Origin of the sequence: Streptomyces sp. BV286 (assembly GCF_019090165.1) — a bacterium.
Lineage (GTDB): Bacteria > Actinomycetota > Actinomycetes > Streptomycetales > Streptomycetaceae > Streptomyces.
This window is the reverse complement of sequence record NZ_JAHRIB010000142.1, coordinates 16,658-36,650: the sequence shown is the minus strand read 5'-3', so window position 1 is coordinate 36,650 and position 19,993 is coordinate 16,658. Positions and strand designations below refer to the sequence as shown.

Here is a 19,993-nt window from a genome sequence, read left to right as displayed (position 1 = left end):
CGCGAAAGAAGGCTGACCATGGCCCCAGAGTCCTCGTCGACGTACAGCGACATCACCTTGAACATCAACGGGGAGAAGCACACGCTCAGCGTCGACCACCGCACCACCCTGCTCGACGCCCTGCGTGAGCGCCTCGACCTGACCGGCACCAAGAAGGGCTGCGACCAGGGGCAGTGCGGCGCCTGTACCGTCCTGATCGACAAACGCCGGGCCGTCGCCTGCCTGCAACTGGCGGTGGCGGCCGAGGGCCGGGAGATCACCACCATCGAGGGTGTCGCCCAGGGCGAGCAACTGCACCCCGTACAGCAGGCGTTCCTCGACCTCGACGGCTACCAGTGCGGATACTGCACGCCCGGCCAGATCTGCTCGGCCGTCGCGGTGATCGAGGAACACGCGGCCGGCTGGCCGAGCGCCGTCACCGGCGACATGCGCCCCGAAGCGGGGCCGCCACCGCTGACCGCCGAGGAGATCAGGGAGCGGATGAGTGGCAACCTCTGCCGCTGCGGCGCGTACGTGTCGATCGTGCAGGCGGTCGCCCGCGCGGCCGCGGCCGACGAGCGGACCGCCCGGGCCGCGCAGGACACACAGACCGTGAAGCACGAGGAGACGGTGGCATGAGGGAATTCGGATACGAGCGCGCCGTCGACGTCTCAGGCGCTCTCGCGCTGCTGGACGCCGACCTGGACGCCCGGTTCCTCGGTGGCGGCACCAACCTCGTCGACCTGATGAAGACCGGCGTCGAGCGGCCCGGCCGGCTCGTCGACGTACGCGAACTCCCGCTGGACCGGATCGAGTCGACCGAGGACGGCGGACTGCGCATCGGAGCGACCGTCACCAACAGCGACCTCGCGGCCCACCCCGACGTGCGCCGACGCTACCCGGCCCTGACCCAGGCGGTGCTGGCCGGCGCCTCCGGGCAACTGCGCAACATGGCCACCGTCGGCGGCAACCTCCTGCAGCGCACCCGCTGCGGCTACTTCACCGACGTGAGCAAGCCGTGCAACAAGCGCGTCCCCGGCAGCGGATGCCCCGCGAGGGAGGGCGAGCACCACAACCACGCGATCCTGGGCGCCTCCAACCACTGTGTGGCCACCCACCCCTCCGACCTGGGGGTGGCGCTGGCGGCCTTCGACGCCGTCGTCTCCTACGAAACGGCGGACGGGCCGGGCCGGTTGCCCTTCTCCGAGTTCTACCTGCCGGTGGGTGACACCCCGCACCTGGAGACCGCCCTGCCGCCGGGAGCACTGATCACCGGCGTCACCCTGCCGCCCGCCCCGGTGGCTGCCGGCTCCCGCTACCGAAAGGTGCGCGAGCGGGCCTCGTACGCCTTCGCGATCGGCTCGATCGCCGCCGCACTCGACGTCCGGGACGGCGCCGTACAGGAGGTACGCCTGGCCTTCGGAGCGGTCGCGTCCCGCCCGTGGCGGGCCCGCACGGCCGAACGGGCCCTGACCGGCGGGCCGGCCGACGCCGAGGCCTTCGCCGCCGCCGCGGACGCCGAACTGGCGGCCGCCAGGCCGCTGCCGCACAACGGATACAAGGTGACACTGATGCGCAACCTCGTCGTCGCCGTGCTGAGCGAACTCGCCGAGGAGGCCGCCCGATGACCACCACCACGACCGGGACCCCGGCCACGAAGAACGCCGTCGGCACCGCGCACACCCGGGTCGAGGGCCGCGACAAGGTCACCGGCGCCGCCCGCTACGCGGGAGAGATCCCCTTCGCCGAACTCGCCCACGGCTGGCTGGTGCTGTCGACGGTCACCAGGGGCCGCGTCCTCGCGGTGGAGACCGCACCGGTCCTCGGCATGCCGGGCGTCCTGACCGTCCTGCACCACGGGAACGCCCCGCGGGTCGCGAGCGACTACATCGGCCTGCTCGGTGTCCCGCCGGACCCGACCGTCGCCGTCTTCCAGAACGACCGAGTGCCGCACGCCGGCTGGCCGGTGGCGCTGGTCGTGGCCGAGACCTCCGAACAGGCCAGGGAAGCCGCCGAGGCACTGGTGGTGCGCTACGAGGAGGAACCGCACGACGTCGACTTCACCGGCGACGACCCGGACGCCCGGCCGGTGACCGGCCCGAGCGGACCGGGGGTGACGGAGAAGGGGGACCTGGAGGGCGAACTCGCCGCGTCCGCCGTCGTCCTGGACGCCGAGTACACCACGCCGCAGGAGCACCACAACGCGATGGAGCCCCACGCGGTGACGGCCCTGTGGGACGGCGGCCGGCTCGAGGTCGTGGACTCCAACCAGGGCACGATGTGGGTCGCGGACGAGCTCGCGAAGCTCTTCTCCCTCGACCCCGCCTCGGTGCGGGTGCGGTCCGAACACGTCGGCGGCGGCTTCGGCAGCAAGGGCGTCCGCGCCCACCAGGTGTCCGCCGTGATGGCGGCGACCGTCCTGTCGCGCCCCGTCCGGGTCGTCATGACACGCCGTCAGATGTTCTCGATCGCCGGCTACCGGAGCCCCACGACCCAGCGGATCAGGCTCGGTGCCGACGCCGGGGGACGGCTGCGCGCGCTGGAGCACAGCTCCCTGAGCCTCACCTCGACCGTGCACGAGTTCGTCGAGTCGAGCGCCGGTGTGGCACGGGTGATGTACGACGCCCCCGCCCACCGCACCGCCAACCGGGTCGTACGGCTCGACGTGCCCACCCCGACGTGGATGCGGGCTCCCGGAGAGGCACCCGGGTCGTTCGCGCTGGAGTCGGCGCTCGACGAGCTCGCCGAGAAGTGCGGCATCGACCCGATCGAGCTGCGCGTCCGCAACGAACCGGAGCGGGGCCCGGTGTCCGGCCTGCCGTTCAGCACCCGCAACCTGCCCGCCTGCTTCCGGGAGGGCGCCCGCAGGTTCGGCTGGGCGGACCGCGACCCGCGGCCCGGGCTGCGCCGGGACGGGCGCTGGCTGCTCGGCACCGGGACGGCGGCGGCATCCTTCTTCGCGGGAGCCGCCCCCTCCACGGCCGCCGCGACCGCGGAGGCCGACGGCACCTTCACCGTACGGATCAACGCCGCGGACATCGGAACCGGTGCGCGGACGGCGCTCACCCTGGTCGCCGCCGACTCCCTCCAGGTGCCGACCGACCGGGTGCGCGTGCGGATCGGCGACAGCGACTTCGGCCCGGCGATGATCGCCGGCGGCTCCATGGGCACCCGCTCGTGGGCCTGGGCGGTCACGGCCGCGGCCGAGGAGCTGCGGGAGCGGCTCGTCCTGAGCGACGGCATTCCGCCCGAGGGCATCACGGTGCGGTCGGACACCACCGAGGCCGTCGGAGCCCTCGCGCAGAAGGAGCGGCACTCCTTCGGGGCGCAGTTCGCCGAGGTCGCCGTGGACGTGGCCACCGGCGAGGTGCGGGTACGGCGCATGCTCGGCATCTTCGCCGCCGGCCGGATCGTCAACCCGCTCACGGCCCGCGGCCAGTTGACCGGCGGGATGATCTGGGGCATCTCCATGGCCCTGCACGAGGAGGCGGTGCGGGACCGGGCCACGGGCACCCACTACGGCGCCGACCTGGCGGGCTATCACGTCGCCACGCACGCCGACGTCCCGCTCGTCGAGGCGGACTGGGTGGACGACCCGGACCCGGACGACCCGGTCGGGTTCAAGGGCATCGGGGAGATCGGCATCGTGGGGGCCGCCGCGGCGATCGCCAACGCCGTCTGGCACGCGACCGGTGTACGCCACCGCAGCCTGCCCATCCGTCCCGACCGCGTCCTGGGGGCGGGCCCGCATGCTTGACATCGCGGGCGAGCTGAGCCGCTGGGCCGAGGAGGGCCGGGACTTCGCCGTCGCCACCGTGGTGGCCGTCGACGGCAGCGCGCCGCGCGGCCCCGGCGCCGCCCTCGCCGTCGACAGTGCGGGCACGGTCATCGGCTCGGTCTCCGGCGGCTGCGTGGAAGCGTCGGTGTACGACCTGTGCGTCCAGGCGCTCCAGGACGGCGAGACCGTCCGCGAACGGTTCGGGTACAGCGACGAGGACGCCTTCGCGGTGGGTCTGACCTGCGGCGGGGTCATCGACATCCTCGTCACGCCGGTGGACGCGCGGGCGCCCGCCCGCAGAGTGATCCGGTCGGCGCTGTCGGCCGCCGTCAGGAACGAACCGACGGCCCTCGCCCGGGTCGTCCGGGGCCCGGCCGAACTCCTGGGCAAGGCCCTGCTGGTGCACGCCGACGGCTCGTACGAGGGGTCGTACGGCAGCGGCCCGGGGCCGGACCGGACGGAGCTGGACCGGACAGCGCTGGACCGGACGGCGGCGGCCGAGGCACGGGCGATGCTGGATGCCGGACGCACCGGCACCCTCGACCTCGCGGAGGACGGGTCCCGCTGCCCCGGCGGCCTGACCCTGCTCGTCGAGTCGAGCGTGCCGCCGCCCCGCATGATCGTGTTCGGCGCGATCGACTTCGCCGCGGCGCTCGTGCGGGCCGGCAAGTTCCTCGGCTACCACGTGACGGTGTGCGACGCCCGGCCCGTCTTCGCCACCCGGGCCCGCTTCCCCGAGGCCGACGACCTCGTCGTCGACTGGCCGCACCGCTACCTGCGGCACACCGCGACCGACGCACGCACGGTCCTGTGCGTCCTCACCCACGACGCCAGGTTCGACGTGCCCCTGCTGAAGGAGGCCCTGCGGATGCCGGTCGCGTTCGTCGGGGCGATGGGGTCGCGCCGCACCCACGAGGACCGGGACCGACGCCTGCGTGAAGTCGGACTCGGTGACGACGAGTTGGCCCGGCTCAGGTCGCCGATCGGCCTCGACCTCGGCGCCCGTACGCCCGAGGAGACCGCCCTGTCCATCGCGGCGGAGATCGTCGCGGCGCGACGCGGTGGAACGGGCGTCCCGCTCACGGACTCGGGAATGCCGATCCACCGCGACACGGGACAGCGGGACGCGCCGGCGCGGGCGGCGCAGGCCGCCTGAAGGGCCGGGAGGGCGAGGGTGCAGGTGCGGAAGTGGAGAGGTGGTCCGATGACACGGGCCGCCGGGAGGCGTACGAAGGCCGCAGCGAGCCCTTGTCCGCCCCGCCCGTCCCGACCGCTCCCGGGGTGTGCCGGAATGGCCGCCGGACGCGTCGTCCCGGTGCCGCGGGCCCGCGGCGGCGGGTGAGCGGCGCCGGGGCGGCACGGTGAGCGCCGGGGGAGTCAGGCGGCCGCCCGGAAGGTGCGCAGGCGCAGGGAGTTGCCGACGACGAAGACGGAGGAGAAGGCCATGGCCGCTCCGGCGATCATCGGGTTGAGCAGACCGGCCGCGGCGAGCGGCAGGGCGGCCAGGTTGTAGGCGAAGGCCCAGAACAGGTTCGACCTGATGGTGGTGAGGGTGCGGCGCGCGAGACGGATCGCGTCGGCCGCCGCACGCAGGTCTCCCCTCACGAGGGTCAGGTCGCCTGCCTCGATCGCGGCGTCCGTCCCGGTGCCCATGGCCAGGCCCAGGTCTGCCTGCGCCAGGGCGGCCGCGTCGTTGACGCCGTCTCCGACCATCGCGACCGAACGGCCTTCGCCCTGGAGTCGCTTGACGACGTCCGCCTTGTCCTGGGGCAGCACCTCGGCGATGACGTCCTCGGGTGCGACACCGATCTCGCGCGCGACCGACAGGGCCACGGCCCGGTTGTCGCCGGTCAGCAGGATCGGGGTCAGGCCGAGCGCCCGCAGCCGTGTGATCGCCTCCGCGCTGGTCTCCTTGACCGCGTCGGCGACCTCGATGACCGCGCGTACCTCGCCGTCCCAGGCGACCGCGACGGCGGTACGACCGGCGGACTCGGCGTCGGCCCTGGCCGCTGCCAGTCCCGGCGGCAGTTCCATGGCCCACTCGCCAAGTAGACGCTCCCGGCCGACGAGGACGGCGTGGCCGTCGACGACACCCTGCACCCCGAGACCGGGAACGTTCGCGAAGTCCTCGGGCGTGGGCAGCGAACCCAGTTCGCGAAGCGCGCCCTCGGCGACGGCCCGGGCGATCGGATGCTCGGAGGCGTGCTCCAACGCGCCTGCCAGGCGCAGGACTTCGGACTCGTCGGTGTGGGCGGCGGTGTGTACGGCCAGCAGGGTCATGCGGCCGGTGGTGACGGTGCCGGTCTTGTCCAGGACGACGGTGTCGACGCGGCGGGTGGACTCCAGGACCTCGGGGCCCTTGATGAGGATGCCGAGTTGGGCGCCGCGGCCGGTGCCGACCATGAGGGCGGTGGGGGTGGCGAGTCCCAGGGCGCACGGGCAGGCGATGATCAGCACGGCGACGGCAGCGGTGAAGGCGGCTGTCAGCCCGGACCCGTTGCCCAGCCAGAAACCGAGCGTGCCCAGCGCCAGGGCGATGACGACCGGTACGAACACCGCGGAGATCCTGTCCGCGAGTCGCTGGGCCGCGGCCTTGCCGTTCTGGGCGTCCTCCACCAGCCGCGCCATCCGGGCCAGTTGGGTGTCGGCGCCGACCCGGGTCGCCTCGACGACCAGGCGGCCGCCCGCGTTGAGCGTGGCGCCGGTGACGTGGTCGCCGGAGGACACCTCCACCGGCACGGACTCACCGGTGAGCATCGAGGCGTCCACCGCCGAGGATCCCTCGACGACCGTCCCGTCGGTGGCGATCTTCTCGCCGGGGCGCACGAGGAAGCGGTCGCCGGCCACCAAGTCCTCCGTGCGTATCAGCTCCTCCCGGTCGCCCCGGAGGACGGTGACCTCCTTGGCGCCCAGTTCCAGCAGCGCCTTCAGCGCGGCACCCGCCCTGCGCTTGGAGCGCGCCTCGAAGTACCGGCCGGCCAGGATGAAGGCGGTGACTCCGGCGGCGGCCTCCAGGTAGATGTTCCCGGCGCCGTCACCGCGGGCGATGGTCAGCTCGAAGGGGTGCGTCATGCCGGGGGTGCCCGCGGTCCCGAGGAACAGGGCCCACAGCGACCACACGAAGGCCGCCGTGGTCCCCACCGAGATCAGGGTGTCCATGGTGGCCGCCCCGTGCCGGGCATTGGTGAACGCCGCCTTGTGGAACGGCCAGGCCGCGTACGTCACGACGGGTGCCGCAAGCGTCAGGGACAGCCACTGCCAGTACTCGAACTGCAGCGCCGGAACCATCGCCATCGCCACGACCGGGACGGCCAGCACCACGGCGGTGGTCAACCGCTCGCGCAGTGGCCGCAGTTCGTCGTCCGCCTCCCTCGTGGCGTCGTCGTGCCCGGGCCGTGCGGGTTCGGGGACGGGTTCGTGCGCGGTGTATCCGGTCTTCTCGACGGTGGCTATCAGGTCCTGCACCGAGACCGCGCCGGTGTGGGTGACCTTGGCCTTCTCGGTGGCGTAGTTGACGGTGGCGGTGACCCCGTCCATGCGGTTGAGCTTCTTCTCGACGCGCGCCGCGCAGGAGGCACAGGTCATGCCGCCGATGGCGAGTTCCGTCTCGGTGCCGGTCGTCGTGGTGGTCATGGCTGCTCCTCGTGGCGGGAGGTGGAGGGCCGGGCCCCGAAGCCTGGATCACTCAGGGGTACGAGCCCGGGCCCCGCCTGTACGGTGGGGACCATATACGGGGCGGGGGTATCGTCGCTCTCGACCTGTATACCCCTGGAGGGTATCCGACGCAAGTCGCGTCAGAGCCTTGACTTGATACCCCCTAGGGGTATCTTGAAGTGCATGGAGGGGCCCGCGCCATAACGCGGGCTCCCTGTCCCCAGGAGATGACCATGCAGACCGGAGTCAAGATCACCGCGTTCGCCGCCGCACTCGCCGCGACCTTCGGCACTGCCTACGGAGTGGGCCGGGGCATCGATCCCGTCGTCACGGAGGCGAAGCCCGCCGGTCACGACACCCATGCCGAGGCCCCACCCGCTCCGGAGGGGGATGGGGACCACGAGGAGCACGAGCCTGCGGGGGAGGGGCCGCAGGCCCCGGCCGGCGGACTGCAGATCTCGGAGGGCGGCTACACGCTCGACCTGAAGACTCCGCGCGTCGAGGCCGGCCGGCCCGCCGACCTGCGTTTCACCGTCCGGGACGGGACCGGCCGCGCGGTCACCTCGTACCGGCGCGAACACGAGAAGGAACTCCACCTCATCGTGGCCTCCCGTGACCTGGTCACCTACCGCCACCTTCACCCCGCCCGCGCGGCCGACGGCACCTGGAGCATCCCCGTCGAGCTGCCCCGGGCGGGCGGCTACCGGGTCTTCGCCGACTTCACCCCGGCGAAGAAGGGCGCCGAGAACCTCACCCTCGGCGCCGACCTCGCGGCCTCGGGCCCGTACGAACCGAAGAGCCTGCCCGCGCCGAGTGCCACGGCCGAGACCGGCGGGTACGAGGTCGAGCTGACGGGCGGACTGCGTCCGGGTGAGGCCGGCGAACTGGAGCTCGAGGTGTCGCGCGGTGGCAAGCCCGTCACCGACCTGCAGCCCTACCTCGGCGCCTACGGCCACCTCGTCGCCCTGCGCTCCGGAGATCTCGCCTACCTCCATGTCCACCCCAACGGGGAACCGGGCGACGGCAGGACCGAGCCGGGCCCGGGCGTCTCGTTCACCGCGACCGCGCCCAGCGCCGGCGCCTACCGCCTCTTCCTCGATTTCAAGCACAAGGGGGTGGTGCGCACCGCCGCGTTCACCGTCCACGCCGGTGACGCGGCCGACGGCGGTGGCCGGCGTGGCGAGGACGTCGGCAGCGGCTCCGGCAGCGGCTCCGACAGTCATGGGCACTGAGCCGGCGCCACCGGCGCCACCGGCGCCGTCGGGCCTGATGTGCCCTGTTCGATCCCCCGTGGGGTCTTGCCCGGCTGCCGGAAAGGCGTCACACTGGTACCGAACGAATGGTCGGTAGGGAAGCTGGTATCGATGACCACGACACACTCCGCCGAGTCGCCCCTCCCGGAGCAGTTGTTGCAGGAGCACTTCGACGCGACGATCGCGCGGGACCAGCGGATCGAGCCCCGCGACTGGATGCCCGACGGCTATCGCAGGACGCTCGTCCGGCAGATCGCGCAGCATGCGCACTCGGAGATCATCGGCATGCAGCCCGAGGGTGAGTGGATCACTCGGGCCCCGTCACTGCGCCGCAAGGCCATCCTGTTCGCGAAGGTCCAGGACGAAGCCGGGCACGGGCTGTACCTGTACTCGGCCGCCGAGACGCTGGGCGCCGACCGCGCGGACCTGACCGAGCGGCTGATCCAGGGCCGCCAGAAGTACTCGTCGATCTTCAACTACCCGACGCCGACGTTCGCCGACGTCGGCGTGATCGGCTGGTTCGTGGACGGCGCGGCGATCTGCAACCAGGTTCCGCTGTGCAGGAGTTCGTACGGCCCCTACGCGCGCGCGATGGTGCGCATCTGCAAGGAGGAGTCGTTCCACCAGCGGCAGGGCTACGAGCTGCTGCTGACCATGATGCGCGGCACCGAGGCGCAGCGGACCATGGTCCAGGAGTCGGTGGACCGCTGGTGGTGGCCCTCGCTCATGATGTTCGGCCCGCCCGACGGCGACTCGCCCAACTCGGCGGCCTCGATGGCCTGGAAGATCAAGCGGCACAGCAACGACGAGCTGCGTCAGAGGTTCGTCGACATGACGGTCCCGCAGGCCGAGAAGCTCGGCGTGACGCTCCCGGACCCGGAGCTCCGCTGGAACGAGGAGCGCGGACGCCACGACTTCGGCACCCCCGACTGGGCCGAGCTCAAGCGGGTCATCGGCGGCGACGGACCGTGCAACACCGAGCGGATGGAGCGTCGCAGGTCCGCCCACGAGGAGGGCGCCTGGGTACGGGAGGCGGCCACGGCCCACGCGGCCAAGCAGGCGCGGCGCGCGCACGGACACGAAGGAGCTGTGGCATGAGCGACTCCGCCCCGGGCGCCGGCCCGGCCACCCCTGCGGACCCGGCCCAGCCCACCACGAAGGGCGACTGGCCGCTCTACGAGGTCTTCGTGCGCGGCAAGCGCGGACTGAACCACGTCCATGTGGGCTCGCTGCACGCCGCGGACGACACGATGGCCCTCACCCACGCACGCGACCTCTACACCCGTCGCAACGAGGGCGTCTCGATCTGGGTGGTGCGCTCGGAACACATCGCCGCATCCACCCGTGACGAGAAGGACCCGTTCTTCGCGCCGAGCGCCGACAAGGTCTACCGCCATCCGACCTTCTACGACATCCCCGACGACGTCCCGCACATCTGAGGAGCAGGGCATGAGCGACGACCATGTCTACCTGTCCCTCGCCGAGGGGCACGAGGACGACACCCGCTGGGCGTACGGCACCGGCTTCGAGGACCCGCTCCACGGGGTGGACACCACCGTGCCCGCGGGCATCGATGCCGGCCTGCTGGCCGCGGACTGCGTGGCCCTCGCCGACGACGCCCTGGTGAGTGCCCAGCGGCTGGCCGAGTGGACCACCCGCGCCCCCGAGCTGGAGGAGGAGGTCGCGCTCGCCAACATCGGCCTCGACCTCCTCGGCCAGGCCCGCCTGCTGTACGCGCGCGCGGGCCAGGCCGACGGCACCGGGCGCGGCGAGGACGCGTACGCCTACTTCCGGGACGCCGAGGACTTCGGGAACGTACGCCTGGCGGAACTTCCGTGCGGGGACTTCGCGTTCTCGATCGTGCGACTGCTGGTGCTGTCCAGCTGGCGGCTCGCACACTTCGAGAAGTTGTCGTCGCATCCCGACCCCGTCCTCGCGGCCGTGGCGGCGAAGGGCGTCAAGGAGCTGACGTACCACCGGCAGTACGCGGCCGAGTGGGTCGTGCGCCTGGGCGACGGCACCGAGGAGTCGCACCGCCGCACGCGCAGGGCGATGGAGCAGGTCGCCCCGTACTTCGGCGAGTTGTTCACGGCGTACGACGTACGGGACGAGGTCGTCGCCGTCCTGCGGCAGGTCACCGAGGCCGCCGGGCTCCCCATGCCCGTGTACCGGCCGCTGCCCGGCACCGGGCGGAGCGGAGAGCACACCGAGCATCTCGCGCCGCTGCTGGCCGAGTTGCAGAGCGTGGCCCGCGCACACCCGGGGGCGACATGGTGACCGTACTGACGGGCCTGCGGCATGCCCGGCACATCGCCGAGCAGGTGCCGGACCCCGAGCTGCCGATGCTGACCCTCGCCGACCTCGGAGTGCTGCGCGCGGTCGAGGTGACCGGCGACGGGACCGTGGTCGCGAGCCTCACGCCGACCTACTCGGGCTGCCCCGCCATGGCCGAGATGCGCGCGGACGTGGCGGCACGGCTGCGCGGCGCGGGGTACGCGCGCGTCGAGATCCGTACGGTCCTCGACCCGCCGTGGACGAGCGACTGGATCACCGCGGAGGGCCGTCGCAAACTCACCGAGCACGGGATCGCACCGCCGGGCGCCGCACCCGGGCGCGCCGCCGGTCCTGTGCCCCTCGTGCTGTCGCCCGTCCGCCGCATGGTCGCGTGTCCGCGCTGCGGTTCGGCGGACACCGAGGAGACCTCCCGTTTCGCCGCCACGGCGTGCAAGGCGCTGTGGCGCTGCCGCGCCTGCCGCGAGCCGTTCGAGTACGTCAAGGAGATCTGATGGAAGGCCTGAAGGAAGAGCCGACGGGCGGTCCGAAGGGCCAGGCCGCCCCGACTTCGGGTCCCGCCCCCGTCGTGGTCCCGGCCGTGTCCGCCGCCGGGCCGGCGGTGCGTCCGCGGGTCCGCCGCCGTCCGGTCTTCCATGCCCTGCGGGTCGCCGCCGTACAGCCGCTGTGCGAGGACGCGGCCGCGGTGAGCTTCGAGATCCCCGAAGGGCTTGCGGCGGAGTTCGACTTCGCGCCCGGGCAGTCCCTGACGCTGCGGCGCGAGGTGGACGGCCGGGACGAGCGGCGCTCGTACTCCATCTGCTCGCCCGCCGGTTCGGTTCCCCGCATCGGTGTGCGCGTGGTGCCGGGTGGTCTGTTCTCGGCGTGGCTCGTGCGCGAGGTGCGCCCGGGCGACACCGTTGAGGTGATGGCCCCCACCGGCTCGTTCACGCCCGACCTCACCGCCCCTGGCCACCACGTGCTGATCGCGGCGGGCTCCGGTGTCACGCCGATGCTCTCCATCGCCGAGTCCGTCCTGGCCGCGGACCCGGGCTCGACGGTCACCCTCTTCTACGGCAACCGGCGCACGGGCACCGTGATGTTCGCCGACGAGCTGGCGGATCTGAAGGACCTGTATCCGGCCCGGTTCCAGCTCGCCCACGTGCTCTCCCGCGAACCGCGGGAGGCCGAGGTGCTGTCCGGCCGCCTCGACGCGGACCGGCTCTCGGCGCTCCTCGGCTCACTGGTCGACGTGAAGGCCGCGGACCACTGGTGGCTGTGCGGGCCGCACGGCATGGTCCTCGACGCCCAGCGGGTCCTGACCGGTCTCGGCGTCCCCGGCGACCGCGTCCACCGGGAACTGTTCTACGCCGACGACGAGCCCGTACGAGAGGTGCGTCACGAGGAGGCCGCCGTGCAGGGGCCCGTCAGCCAGGTCACCGTCACGCTCGACGGCCGCTCCACCACCTCCGCCCTGGTCAGGGAGCGGAGCATCCTCGAAGGCGCCCAGCGGACCCGCCCCGATCTGCCCTTCGCCTGCAAGGGCGGCGTCTGCGGCACCTGCCGTGCGCTGGTCACCGACGGCAAGGCAGACATGCGCCGCAACTTCGCCCTTGAGGACGCCGAGGTGGACGCGGGATACGTGCTCACGTGCCAGTCGTATCCCGTCTCCGAGACGCTGACCGTGGACTTCGACAGCTGAACGGGCCGCGGGGGGATGTCGGACCGGCACGGAGGGAGGGCCGGTTCGTCTCCGTTCGAACCGCTACTCATAAGTCAGGCTTATGAGGTCATAGATCCAGCCCGGCTACAGACTTAGGCTTGCCTTAGTTTAGGCTCCCCGGTGAGTATTCCTGATCACCGCTCGAAGGGAACCTGATCATGCCTCGCCCCCTGCGGGTAGCCATAGTCGGAGCCGGCCCCGCCGGGATCTACGCCGCCGACGCGCTGTTGAAGTCCGCAGTGGCCGCCGAGCCCGGTGTCTCCATCGACCTCTTCGAGCGGATGCCGGCCCCCTTCGGCCTGATCCGTTACGGCGTCGCCCCCGACCACCCCCGCATCAAGGGCATCATCACCGCCCTGCACCAGGTCCTCGACAAGCCGCAGATCCGCCTCTTCGGCAACGTCGACTACCCGGGCGACATCAACCTGGACGACCTGCGCGCCTTCTACGACGCGGTGATCTTCTCCACCGGGGCGACGGCCGACCGGGCGCTCGACATACCCGGGATCGGCCTCGAAGGCTCGTACGGCGCCGCGGACTTCGTCTCCTGGTACGACGGGCACCCGGACGTGCCGCGCACCTGGCCGCTGGAGGCCGAGAAGGTCGCCGTTCTCGGCGTCGGCAACGTCGCGCTCGACGTGGCGCGCATCCTCGCCAAGACCGCGGACGAACTGCTGCCGACCGAGATCCCGCCGAACGTCCACGAAGGGCTCAAGGCCAACAAGGCCCTGGAGGTCCACGTCTTCGGCCGTCGCGGCCCGGCGCAGGCGAAGTTCAGCCCGCTGGAACTGCGGGAGCTCGACCACTCCCCGAACATCGAGGTCATCGTCGACCCCGAGGACATCGACTACGACGACGGCTCGATCGCGACCCGGCGCGGCAACAAGCAGGCCGACATGGTCGCGAAGACCCTGGAGAACTGGGCCATCCGCGACACCGGCGACCGCCCGCACAAGCTGTTCCTGCACTTCTTCGAATCGCCCACCGAGATCCTCGGCGAGGACGGCAAGGTCGTCGGGCTGCGCACCGAGCGCACCGCCCTCGACGGCACCGGCAACGTCAAGGGCACCGGCGAGTTCAAGGACTGGGACCTCGGCGCCGTCTACCGCGCCGTCGGTTACCTGTCCGACAAGCTGCCCAAGCTGCCCTGGGACGTCGACTCGGGCACGGTCCCGGACAAGGCCGGCCGGGTGATCGAGGAGACCGGGCAGCACCTGCGGTCCACGTACGTCACCGGCTGGATCAGGCGCGGCCCGGTCGGCCTGATCGGCCACACCAAGGGCGACGCCAACGAGACGGTCGCGAGCCTCCTCGACGACCACGCGAACGGCCGTCTGCAGACGCCCGTCGCGCCGGAACCGGAGGCGGTGGACGCGTTCCTCGCCGAGCACGACGTCCGCCACACCACGTGGGACGGCTGGTACCGCCTCGACGCCGCGGAGAAGGCGCTGGGGGAGCCCCAGGGCCGCGAGCGGGTGAAGCTCGTCGAGCGCGAGGACATGCTCAAGGCGAGCGGCGCGTAGGCGCGGGAGTTTCAAGGTCGGTTCATCAGGGGCGGCCCCGCTGTGACAGCGGGGCCGCCCCTGCGTGTGCGCCCCCGGTTTCCGCTCCCGGGCCTGTGCTCGGCGACCGGCGTTCGGCGTCCGGCCACGCACCAGTCGGCGGCCGCCGTGCCCCGGCCCCCCGGCTGGACGGACAGGTCGGGCGTGGACAACTGGCGGGCCAGGATCACCGCGCACGCCCTGGCGTACAAGGGGCGTCCACCTGCTCATGCCGGCGGGGCCACCGGCTCACCCCCGCGGAGCCATCCGTGGACGGCCCGGGCCGTGAACTCGTCCTGGCCGCCCCGCAGAAGCAGTTCCGCCGTCGCGAACGCCGGGTCGTCGGCCTGCGCCGCGAGGTACGGGATCGCGACGCACCGCATCCCGGCCTCGTGCGCCGCCGCGACGCCCGGCGCGGCATCCTCGAATACCACGCACTCCCCGGGCGCCGCCCCGAGACGGCGCGCCGCTTCAAGGAACACGTCCGGAGCGGGTTTGCCGTGGGCGACCTCCTCCGCCGAGACGACGGTGTGCAGGTACGCGTCCAGGCCCGTGCCCGCCAGGATCGCCTCGATGGCCCGGCGCGAGGACCCCGAGGCCACGGCCATCGGGACTCCGTCGCCGGCCAGCAGCTCCACGAACTTCCGCATCTCGGGGTAGACCTCGGTGGACGCGCCGGCCAGTTCCAGATAGCGGCGGTTCTTGTCCGCGAGGAGCACGTCGAGCGGGGCGTCGAGGGAGTACCGCTCCTTCCACAGCGCGACCGTCTCCTGGGTGCTGATGCCCACGTACCGCTCGTGGTCGGCCCAGCTGAAGTCCGTGATGCCCTGCGCGGCGAGTGTCCGGCGTCCCGCCTCGTAGTAGTTCGGTTCACTGTCCACGAGTGTGCCGTCGAGATCGAAGATGACCGAAGTGCCGCCGAGGGTGCTCATGAGGTCCAGGATGCCCGGGTCGGCCGAGGGCACTGCGCGCGAGGTCAGCTGCGGGCGTTGAGCCCGATCGCCTCGACCAACGGCAGCACCCGCTGCGGCACCCGCTCGCGCAGCGCCACCTCGGTGCGTGTGCGGACGACACCCGGCATGCTGATCAGCGCCTGGATCACGTCCTCCAGATGCCCGTTGTCCCGGGCGACGACCCGGGTCAGCAGATCTCCGCCTCCGGTGATCGAGAACGCCTCGATGATCTCCGGCACGGCGGCCAGGGCGTCCCCCACGTCGTCGAGATGCCCCTGGGTGACCTCGATGTGGACGAACGCGAGCACCGGATGGCCCAGCGCGGCGGGGGAGAGCGTGGGCCCCGTGCCGGTGATCACTCCGTCCCGCTCCAGCCGGTCGAGCCGCGCCTGCAGCGTGCCGCGGGCGACGCCGAGGACGCGGGCGTACTCCCGCACGCTGGTGCGCGGCTGTTCGAGGAGCAGCCGGAGGATGCGGGTGTCGAGCTGGTCCACGGCCATGGTCCGTTGGCCTCCCTGCGGTCTGGGCTGATCGTTTCCGACTGTACCAATGGCTCAGTCGATCAGCTGCCTGTTGAGCCACCACCCTTCCCGTGCTTAACGTGTCGGTATTCATGGCGCCGCGAAGCGCCGGACGGCGAGGAAGCCGGACCGGACCCACGGCGCCATTCCCATGCCCTGAGAGCCACGACGGCCGCGTCGTGCGCCGACGGGTGCGACCGACGCGAGACAGGGGCGGGCTGCCGACGGTGAAGAAGATGTTCATGGCTCCGGATCCGGGCCTGGTACGGCTGCGGATCTCGCTGCGGGCGGTGCTCGGCATCGGCCTCGCGGTGACCGCGTCGGAGCTCGCCGGACTCTCACTGCCCGCCACCATCACCGGCGGCCTCACCGCACTCCTCGCACTGTTCACGGTCGGCGACCCGACCGTGCGCGGTCAGGCCCTCACCACCGCGCTGCTGCCCGCCGTCGGCTTCCCCGTCCTCGCCCTCGCGGCCGTGCTGCACGCCGTGCCGACCGCGCGCGACGCCATCTGGCTCGCGGTGGTCTTCTGCGGGGTGTACGCCCGCCGCTGGGGTCCCCGCGGCCACGCGCTCGGCATTTTCGCGTTCATGACCTTCTTCATCACCCAGTTCCTGCACGCGGTCCCCGGCCAGCTCCCGCAGCTGTACGCCGCGATGGCGTTGGCGCTGGCCGCGTCCTCGGTGGTGCGTTTCGGCGCATGGTGCATCGAGCGGCGCACTCCGGCGCCGGTCACGCCCGCCGCACCGGCCGGCCGCGGCCTCTCCCGGCCGACCACCCGTCAGGCCTTCCAGGCGACGGCCGCCTGCGCGTTCGCGATGGCGGCGGGCCAGGTCCTCTCGCACGAGCGCTGGTACTGGGCCGTCGGCACCGCCTGGTGGATCTTCGTCAACACGTCCTCACGCGGCGAGACCCTCGTACGGGGCTTCCGGCGCGTCGTCGGCACGGTCACCGGCATCGCGGCCGGGCTGCTGGTCGCGGTTCCCCTGGACGGCGCTGTGGCGCCCACGGCGGCGATCGTGGCCGTCTGCGTCTGGGGCATCTTCTACACGGCGCCGCTCTCGTACAGCTGGATGATGTTCTTCGTCACCGTGATGGCGGGCCTGCTCTACGGGCTGCTCGGTGTCCTGCACCCGGGTCTGCTGGGGCTGCGCCTCGCGGAGACCGCCGCGGGCGCGCTCGGCGCCGCGCTCGCCGTCGCGCTGATCCTGCCGGTCAGCACGCACGCGGTCACCGACCGCTGGGTGGGCCAGGCCGTGCGTGCCGTGCACGGCTGCACCGCGGCGGCGGCCCGGCGCCTCGCCGGTGATCCCACCGCTGACCCCGCGCCGTCGGCGGCGGAACTGGAGGCGATGCTCGGCCGGGTCAGGTTCGCCCTGGCCCCGCTCGTGCACCCCCTCAACCCGATCCGTGCCCGCAGGGCCCGGGCCCTGCGGGTGCTGGCCCTCCTCGACGACTGCGCCCGGGAGGCGCGGGGCCTCGCGGCCGTCGCGGCCGATCCGGACGCCTCGCACGACGCACGCCTCACCGCCGCCTGCGGGCGTGTCGAGGCGGCGGTGGAGGTCCTGGTCGGCGCGGTGCCGGAACGCGCCGTGACGGCGACCACGGGCGTGCCCAGCCACCATCCCGGCGCCGAGCAGGCCCTCGCTCACCTCCACGGCCTGGAACGCGCGCTCGCCTCCCTGGCCACGCCGCTCCGCCGCCCCTCGGCCGTGGGTGCCTGAACACTCGTTGCTCCCGCCCCCGCCGCCTGAACAGCCGCCGCGGGAATGCGAGCCGGCTGCCCTGCCGCACGGAGCCGCCGCACCGGCCGCGCGGACGGCGTACTCGGGGCACGGGCCGGTAGACCCTGAGGCTGCCGGATGTCTTGGTCCCTGCGGACCTCTGCGGACATCTGGGGTCCTCTGCGGTCCTCTGCGGCCTGCGGACCCCCGCGGACACTGCCCGTCCGTGCGTGCCGTGTGGGAGCCGTGCGCGGCGTCCCGCCCACATGCACCATCGAAGGCAGGCGTGCAGGCGTGCAGGCGTGCAGGCGTGCAGGCGTGCAGGCGTGCGGCGGGGCGGAGGAGGGTTCCCGTTTGGTCTAGGCCTTTGGCTGCTACCGTCGCCACCCAAGGACGTGCACCGAGAGGGGACGGCAGTGGCGGACGGCGGCGGACGGCAGCGACGGGCGTACATCGGCTCCTTCACGGCGGCGGGGGGCCTCGGCGTCCTCACCGCCGCCGTGGACGAGGAAACCGGCGCGCTGGCGCTGCTGAGCGCGGTGAACACCGTCGCCGACCCCTCGTACCTGGCCCTGTCGCCCGCCGGGGACATGCTCTACGCGGTCAGCGAGACGGCACAGGGCGCGGTCGCCGCCTACCGGGTGAAGGGTGACGAACCGTCCCTCGCAGGCCCGTTGGTCCCGGTCGGCGGCAGTGGACCCACACATCTGAGCCTCTTCGACGGGCACGTCCTGACCGCTAACTACGGCTCCGGCAGCGTCAGCGCCGTACCCGTACGCCACGACGGGAGCCTCGCCCCCGTCTCCGACGTGCTGAGCCACGAGGGCGCGGGCCCCCACACGCAGCGCCAGCAGGGCCCGCACGCCCACCACGTCCAGCCCGATCCGAGCCGCCGGTGGGCCGTGAGCGTCGACCTCGGTACCGACTCGGTGCGGGTGTGCGCCCTGCGCAACGGTGCGCTCGCGCTGCACCGGGAGGTCGCGCTGCGGCCCGGCTCGGGGCCCCGCCACCTGGCGTTCCACCCGGACGGCGAACGCGCCTACGTCCTCAACGAACTCACACCGACCGTCACGTCCTGCCGCTGGGACGCCGTCAAGGGCGCGCTGAGGCCGGTCGGTGAGACGCCCGTGCTGCCCGACCTCCCGGACGGCGACGCCTACCCCTCCGGCATCGTCGTGTCGCCCGACGGCCGCTTCGTGTGGACCGCCACGCGCGGCCAGGACGTGATCTCCGTGCTCGTGCCCGGCGCGGCCGACGAAGGGCTGCGGCTGGCCGCCACCGTGTCGTGCGGCGGCACCTGGCCGAGGGCGCTCGCACTCGACCCGGCGGGCCGCTTCCTGTACGTGGCGAACGAGCGCTCGGGAAACGTCACGTGGTTCGTGGTGGACCCCGATACGGGTGTGCCACAGCGAGGAGGGTCGGTCAGGGCGCCCGCGGCGTCCTGCGTGGTGCTCGACCAGGGGTGACTCGAGCAGGCCCCCGGTCCGCGCGGTTCGGCTCCGGCCGCCGGAAACCCCGAAGGGCCCGGCTCCGGAGACGGAGCGGGCCCTTCGGGGTTGGTGCGGGGATGCGGGACCTGCCGGTCAGCGGACCGGCGCGCCCTGCGGCTGCGGCGGCGCGATGCCGAGAGCCGTCGTGTACTTGGCGAGCGCCAGCTTGCCGATCGCCGGGTACGGGCCCAGCGCCTCGGCGGCGGAGCAGCCCGCCTCCTTCGCGGCGTCCTCGAGCAGTCCCGGGTCGAGCTCGGGGCCGATCAGGTACGGCGCGAGCGCCAGGTGCTGGGAGCCCGAGGAACGCAGCTGCTCCGCGATGGCCGCGATCGAGCCCTCCTCGTCCAGCGCCGCCGCCATCACGGGCACGGCGAGCCTGGCGGCGAGCAGCATGCCCGTGATCCCGGCCGCCTGCACGGCCTCGCTGCCGCCCACGGACGCCAGGATGATGCCGTCCGCGGCCGTCGCCACGGTGAAGAGCCGGGCGCGGTCGGCGCGCGCCAGGCCCGCCTCGGACAGGCGCACGTGCAGTGCCTCGGCGAGCAGCGGGTGCGGGCCGAGCACATCGGTCAGCTCGGCCGCGACACGGCTGTCCATGACGGCCTGGCGGACGCGGCGCAGCAGCGCGCTGTCCGGACCGGCCAGCAGCGGCACGACCACGGCGACGGGGCCGTCCGGCTCCACCACGTCCACACCGGCCGCGCGGGCCTGCTCGAAGCGGGCGGTACGCTCCTCGGCGGCGTACGCGAGGATCGACTGGAGGGTGGGGAACTCACCGTCGTCCCCCTCGAGGTAGCCGATCCGGGCGTCGAGGCCGGGCAGCTCGGAGCGCGCGATGCTCACGACCTCCTCGACGAGGCTGCGGGTCGCGGCGCTGGGCAGGCCCGGCACCGCGAGGACGAGCGCGGGCGCGCCCTCGGGAGCCGCCAAGGGCTCCGGTCGGCGGTGCCGACCGGGCTGGCGGGGTCGCGGCATTCGTACTGGCAGGCCGGACGCGGGCCCAGTGGGGGAGCTCATGGCGCCGAATGTTACTGGTTTCCTGGGCTCCCCTGTTCGGGGAGGGTGCAGGTGAGCGGTATCCGTCCGGTTTTGTCTGATGAGTTCCG

General features: G+C 72.9%; 17 protein-coding genes. 13 read left to right on the top strand and 4 right to left on the bottom strand.

The window, feature by feature from the left end; all coding sequences use genetic code 11:
* Positions 1–18: 18 nt before the first annotated feature.
* Genes KUF83_RS22245 through KUF83_RS22230 form a run of 4 tightly spaced genes read left to right on the top strand, consistent with a single transcriptional unit; the run spans position 19 to position 4,913 of the window.
* Positions 19–618 carry a 2Fe-2S iron-sulfur cluster-binding protein gene (locus tag KUF83_RS22245; protein ID WP_217456539.1) on the top strand — a complete coding sequence of 200 codons (600 nt, stop codon included), beginning with the start codon at positions 19–21 and terminating at the stop codon, positions 616–618.
* The gene (locus KUF83_RS22240; protein WP_217456538.1) at positions 615–1,607 is read left to right on the top strand and encodes a xanthine dehydrogenase family protein subunit M; all 993 of its coding nucleotides are present in this window, start codon (positions 615–617) and stop codon (positions 1,605–1,607) included. Before KUF83_RS22245 ends, KUF83_RS22240 begins: the two co-directional genes overlap by 4 nt.
* Complete coding sequence (locus tag KUF83_RS22235) at positions 1,604–3,736, top strand: xanthine dehydrogenase family protein molybdopterin-binding subunit (protein ID WP_217456537.1); 2,133 nt, start codon at positions 1,604–1,606, stop codon at positions 3,734–3,736. Before KUF83_RS22240 ends, KUF83_RS22235 begins: the two co-directional genes overlap by 4 nt.
* Positions 3,729–4,913 carry an XdhC/CoxI family protein gene (locus KUF83_RS22230; protein ID WP_217456536.1) on the top strand — a complete coding sequence of 395 codons (1,185 nt, stop codon included), beginning with the start codon at positions 3,729–3,731 and terminating at the stop codon, positions 4,911–4,913. The genes KUF83_RS22235 and KUF83_RS22230 overlap by 8 nt, the downstream gene beginning before the upstream one ends.
* A gap of 221 nt (positions 4,914–5,134) precedes the next feature.
* On the opposite strand, the gene KUF83_RS22225 is transcribed toward KUF83_RS22230, so the two are convergent.
* The gene (locus KUF83_RS22225) at positions 5,135–7,390 is read right to left on the bottom strand and encodes a cation-translocating P-type ATPase (RefSeq protein WP_217456535.1); all 2,256 of its coding nucleotides are present in this window, start codon (positions 7,388–7,390) and stop codon (positions 5,135–5,137) included.
* A 254-nt stretch (positions 7,391–7,644) separates the two neighbouring features.
* Between KUF83_RS22225 and KUF83_RS22220 the strand changes: the two genes are divergently transcribed.
* The 7 genes from KUF83_RS22220 (at position 7,645) to KUF83_RS22190 (ending at position 14,181) form a co-directional block, all read left to right on the top strand.
* Positions 7,645–8,643 carry a hypothetical protein gene (locus KUF83_RS22220; RefSeq protein ID WP_254644218.1) on the top strand — a complete coding sequence of 333 codons (999 nt, stop codon included), beginning with the start codon at positions 7,645–7,647 and terminating at the stop codon, positions 8,641–8,643.
* A gap of 132 nt (positions 8,644–8,775) precedes the next feature.
* On the top strand, positions 8,776–9,762 hold the full coding sequence (gene paaA / locus KUF83_RS22215; RefSeq protein ID WP_217456534.1) for a 1,2-phenylacetyl-CoA epoxidase subunit PaaA: 987 nt from the start codon (positions 8,776–8,778) through the stop codon (positions 9,760–9,762).
* Positions 9,759–10,103, top strand: coding sequence for a 1,2-phenylacetyl-CoA epoxidase subunit PaaB (gene paaB / locus KUF83_RS22210; protein ID WP_217456533.1), 345 nt, complete (start codon positions 9,759–9,761; stop codon positions 10,101–10,103). The genes paaA and paaB overlap by 4 nt, the downstream gene beginning before the upstream one ends.
* Before the next feature lie 10 nt (positions 10,104–10,113).
* Entirely contained in the window at positions 10,114–10,941 is an 828-nt protein-coding gene (gene paaC / locus KUF83_RS22205; protein ID WP_217456532.1) for a 1,2-phenylacetyl-CoA epoxidase subunit PaaC, read from the top strand.
* Positions 10,935–11,450: a 1,2-phenylacetyl-CoA epoxidase subunit PaaD gene (gene paaD / locus KUF83_RS22200; RefSeq protein ID WP_217456531.1), complete on the top strand. Its 516-nt coding sequence runs from the start codon at positions 10,935–10,937 to the stop codon at positions 11,448–11,450. Before paaC ends, paaD begins: the two co-directional genes overlap by 7 nt.
* A complete protein-coding gene (gene paaE, locus KUF83_RS22195; RefSeq protein WP_217456530.1) occupies positions 11,450–12,637 on the top strand; it encodes a 1,2-phenylacetyl-CoA epoxidase subunit PaaE in 1,188 nt (395 codons plus the stop codon). Before paaD ends, paaE begins: the two co-directional genes overlap by 1 nt.
* Before the next feature lie 179 nt (positions 12,638–12,816).
* Positions 12,817–14,181 carry an FAD-dependent oxidoreductase gene (locus KUF83_RS22190; protein ID WP_217456529.1) on the top strand — a complete coding sequence of 455 codons (1,365 nt, stop codon included), beginning with the start codon at positions 12,817–12,819 and terminating at the stop codon, positions 14,179–14,181.
* Positions 14,182–14,426: 245 nt separating this feature from the next.
* On the opposite strand, the gene KUF83_RS22185 is transcribed toward KUF83_RS22190, so the two are convergent.
* Positions 14,427–15,131 (bottom strand): HAD family phosphatase, encoded by a 705-nt coding sequence (locus KUF83_RS22185; RefSeq protein ID WP_217456528.1) that lies wholly within the window; start codon positions 15,129–15,131, stop codon positions 14,427–14,429.
* Between the two features lie 44 nt (positions 15,132–15,175).
* Positions 15,176–15,652 (bottom strand): Lrp/AsnC family transcriptional regulator, encoded by a 477-nt coding sequence (locus tag KUF83_RS22180; RefSeq protein WP_217456527.1) that lies wholly within the window; start codon positions 15,650–15,652, stop codon positions 15,176–15,178.
* Positions 15,653–15,909: 257 nt separating this feature from the next.
* Between KUF83_RS22180 and KUF83_RS22175 the strand changes: the two genes are divergently transcribed.
* Entirely contained in the window at positions 15,910–17,397 is a 1,488-nt protein-coding gene (locus KUF83_RS22175; protein ID WP_217456526.1) for an FUSC family protein, read from the top strand.
* A 416-nt stretch (positions 17,398–17,813) separates the two neighbouring features.
* Positions 17,814–18,863 carry a lactonase family protein gene (locus KUF83_RS22170; protein WP_217456525.1) on the top strand — a complete coding sequence of 350 codons (1,050 nt, stop codon included), beginning with the start codon at positions 17,814–17,816 and terminating at the stop codon, positions 18,861–18,863.
* A gap of 117 nt (positions 18,864–18,980) precedes the next feature.
* Here KUF83_RS22170 and KUF83_RS22165 read toward each other — a convergent pair whose 3' ends face one another.
* Entirely contained in the window at positions 18,981–19,904 is a 924-nt protein-coding gene (locus tag KUF83_RS22165; RefSeq protein ID WP_217456524.1) for a sirohydrochlorin chelatase, read from the bottom strand.
* Positions 19,905–19,993 lie beyond the last annotated feature (89 nt).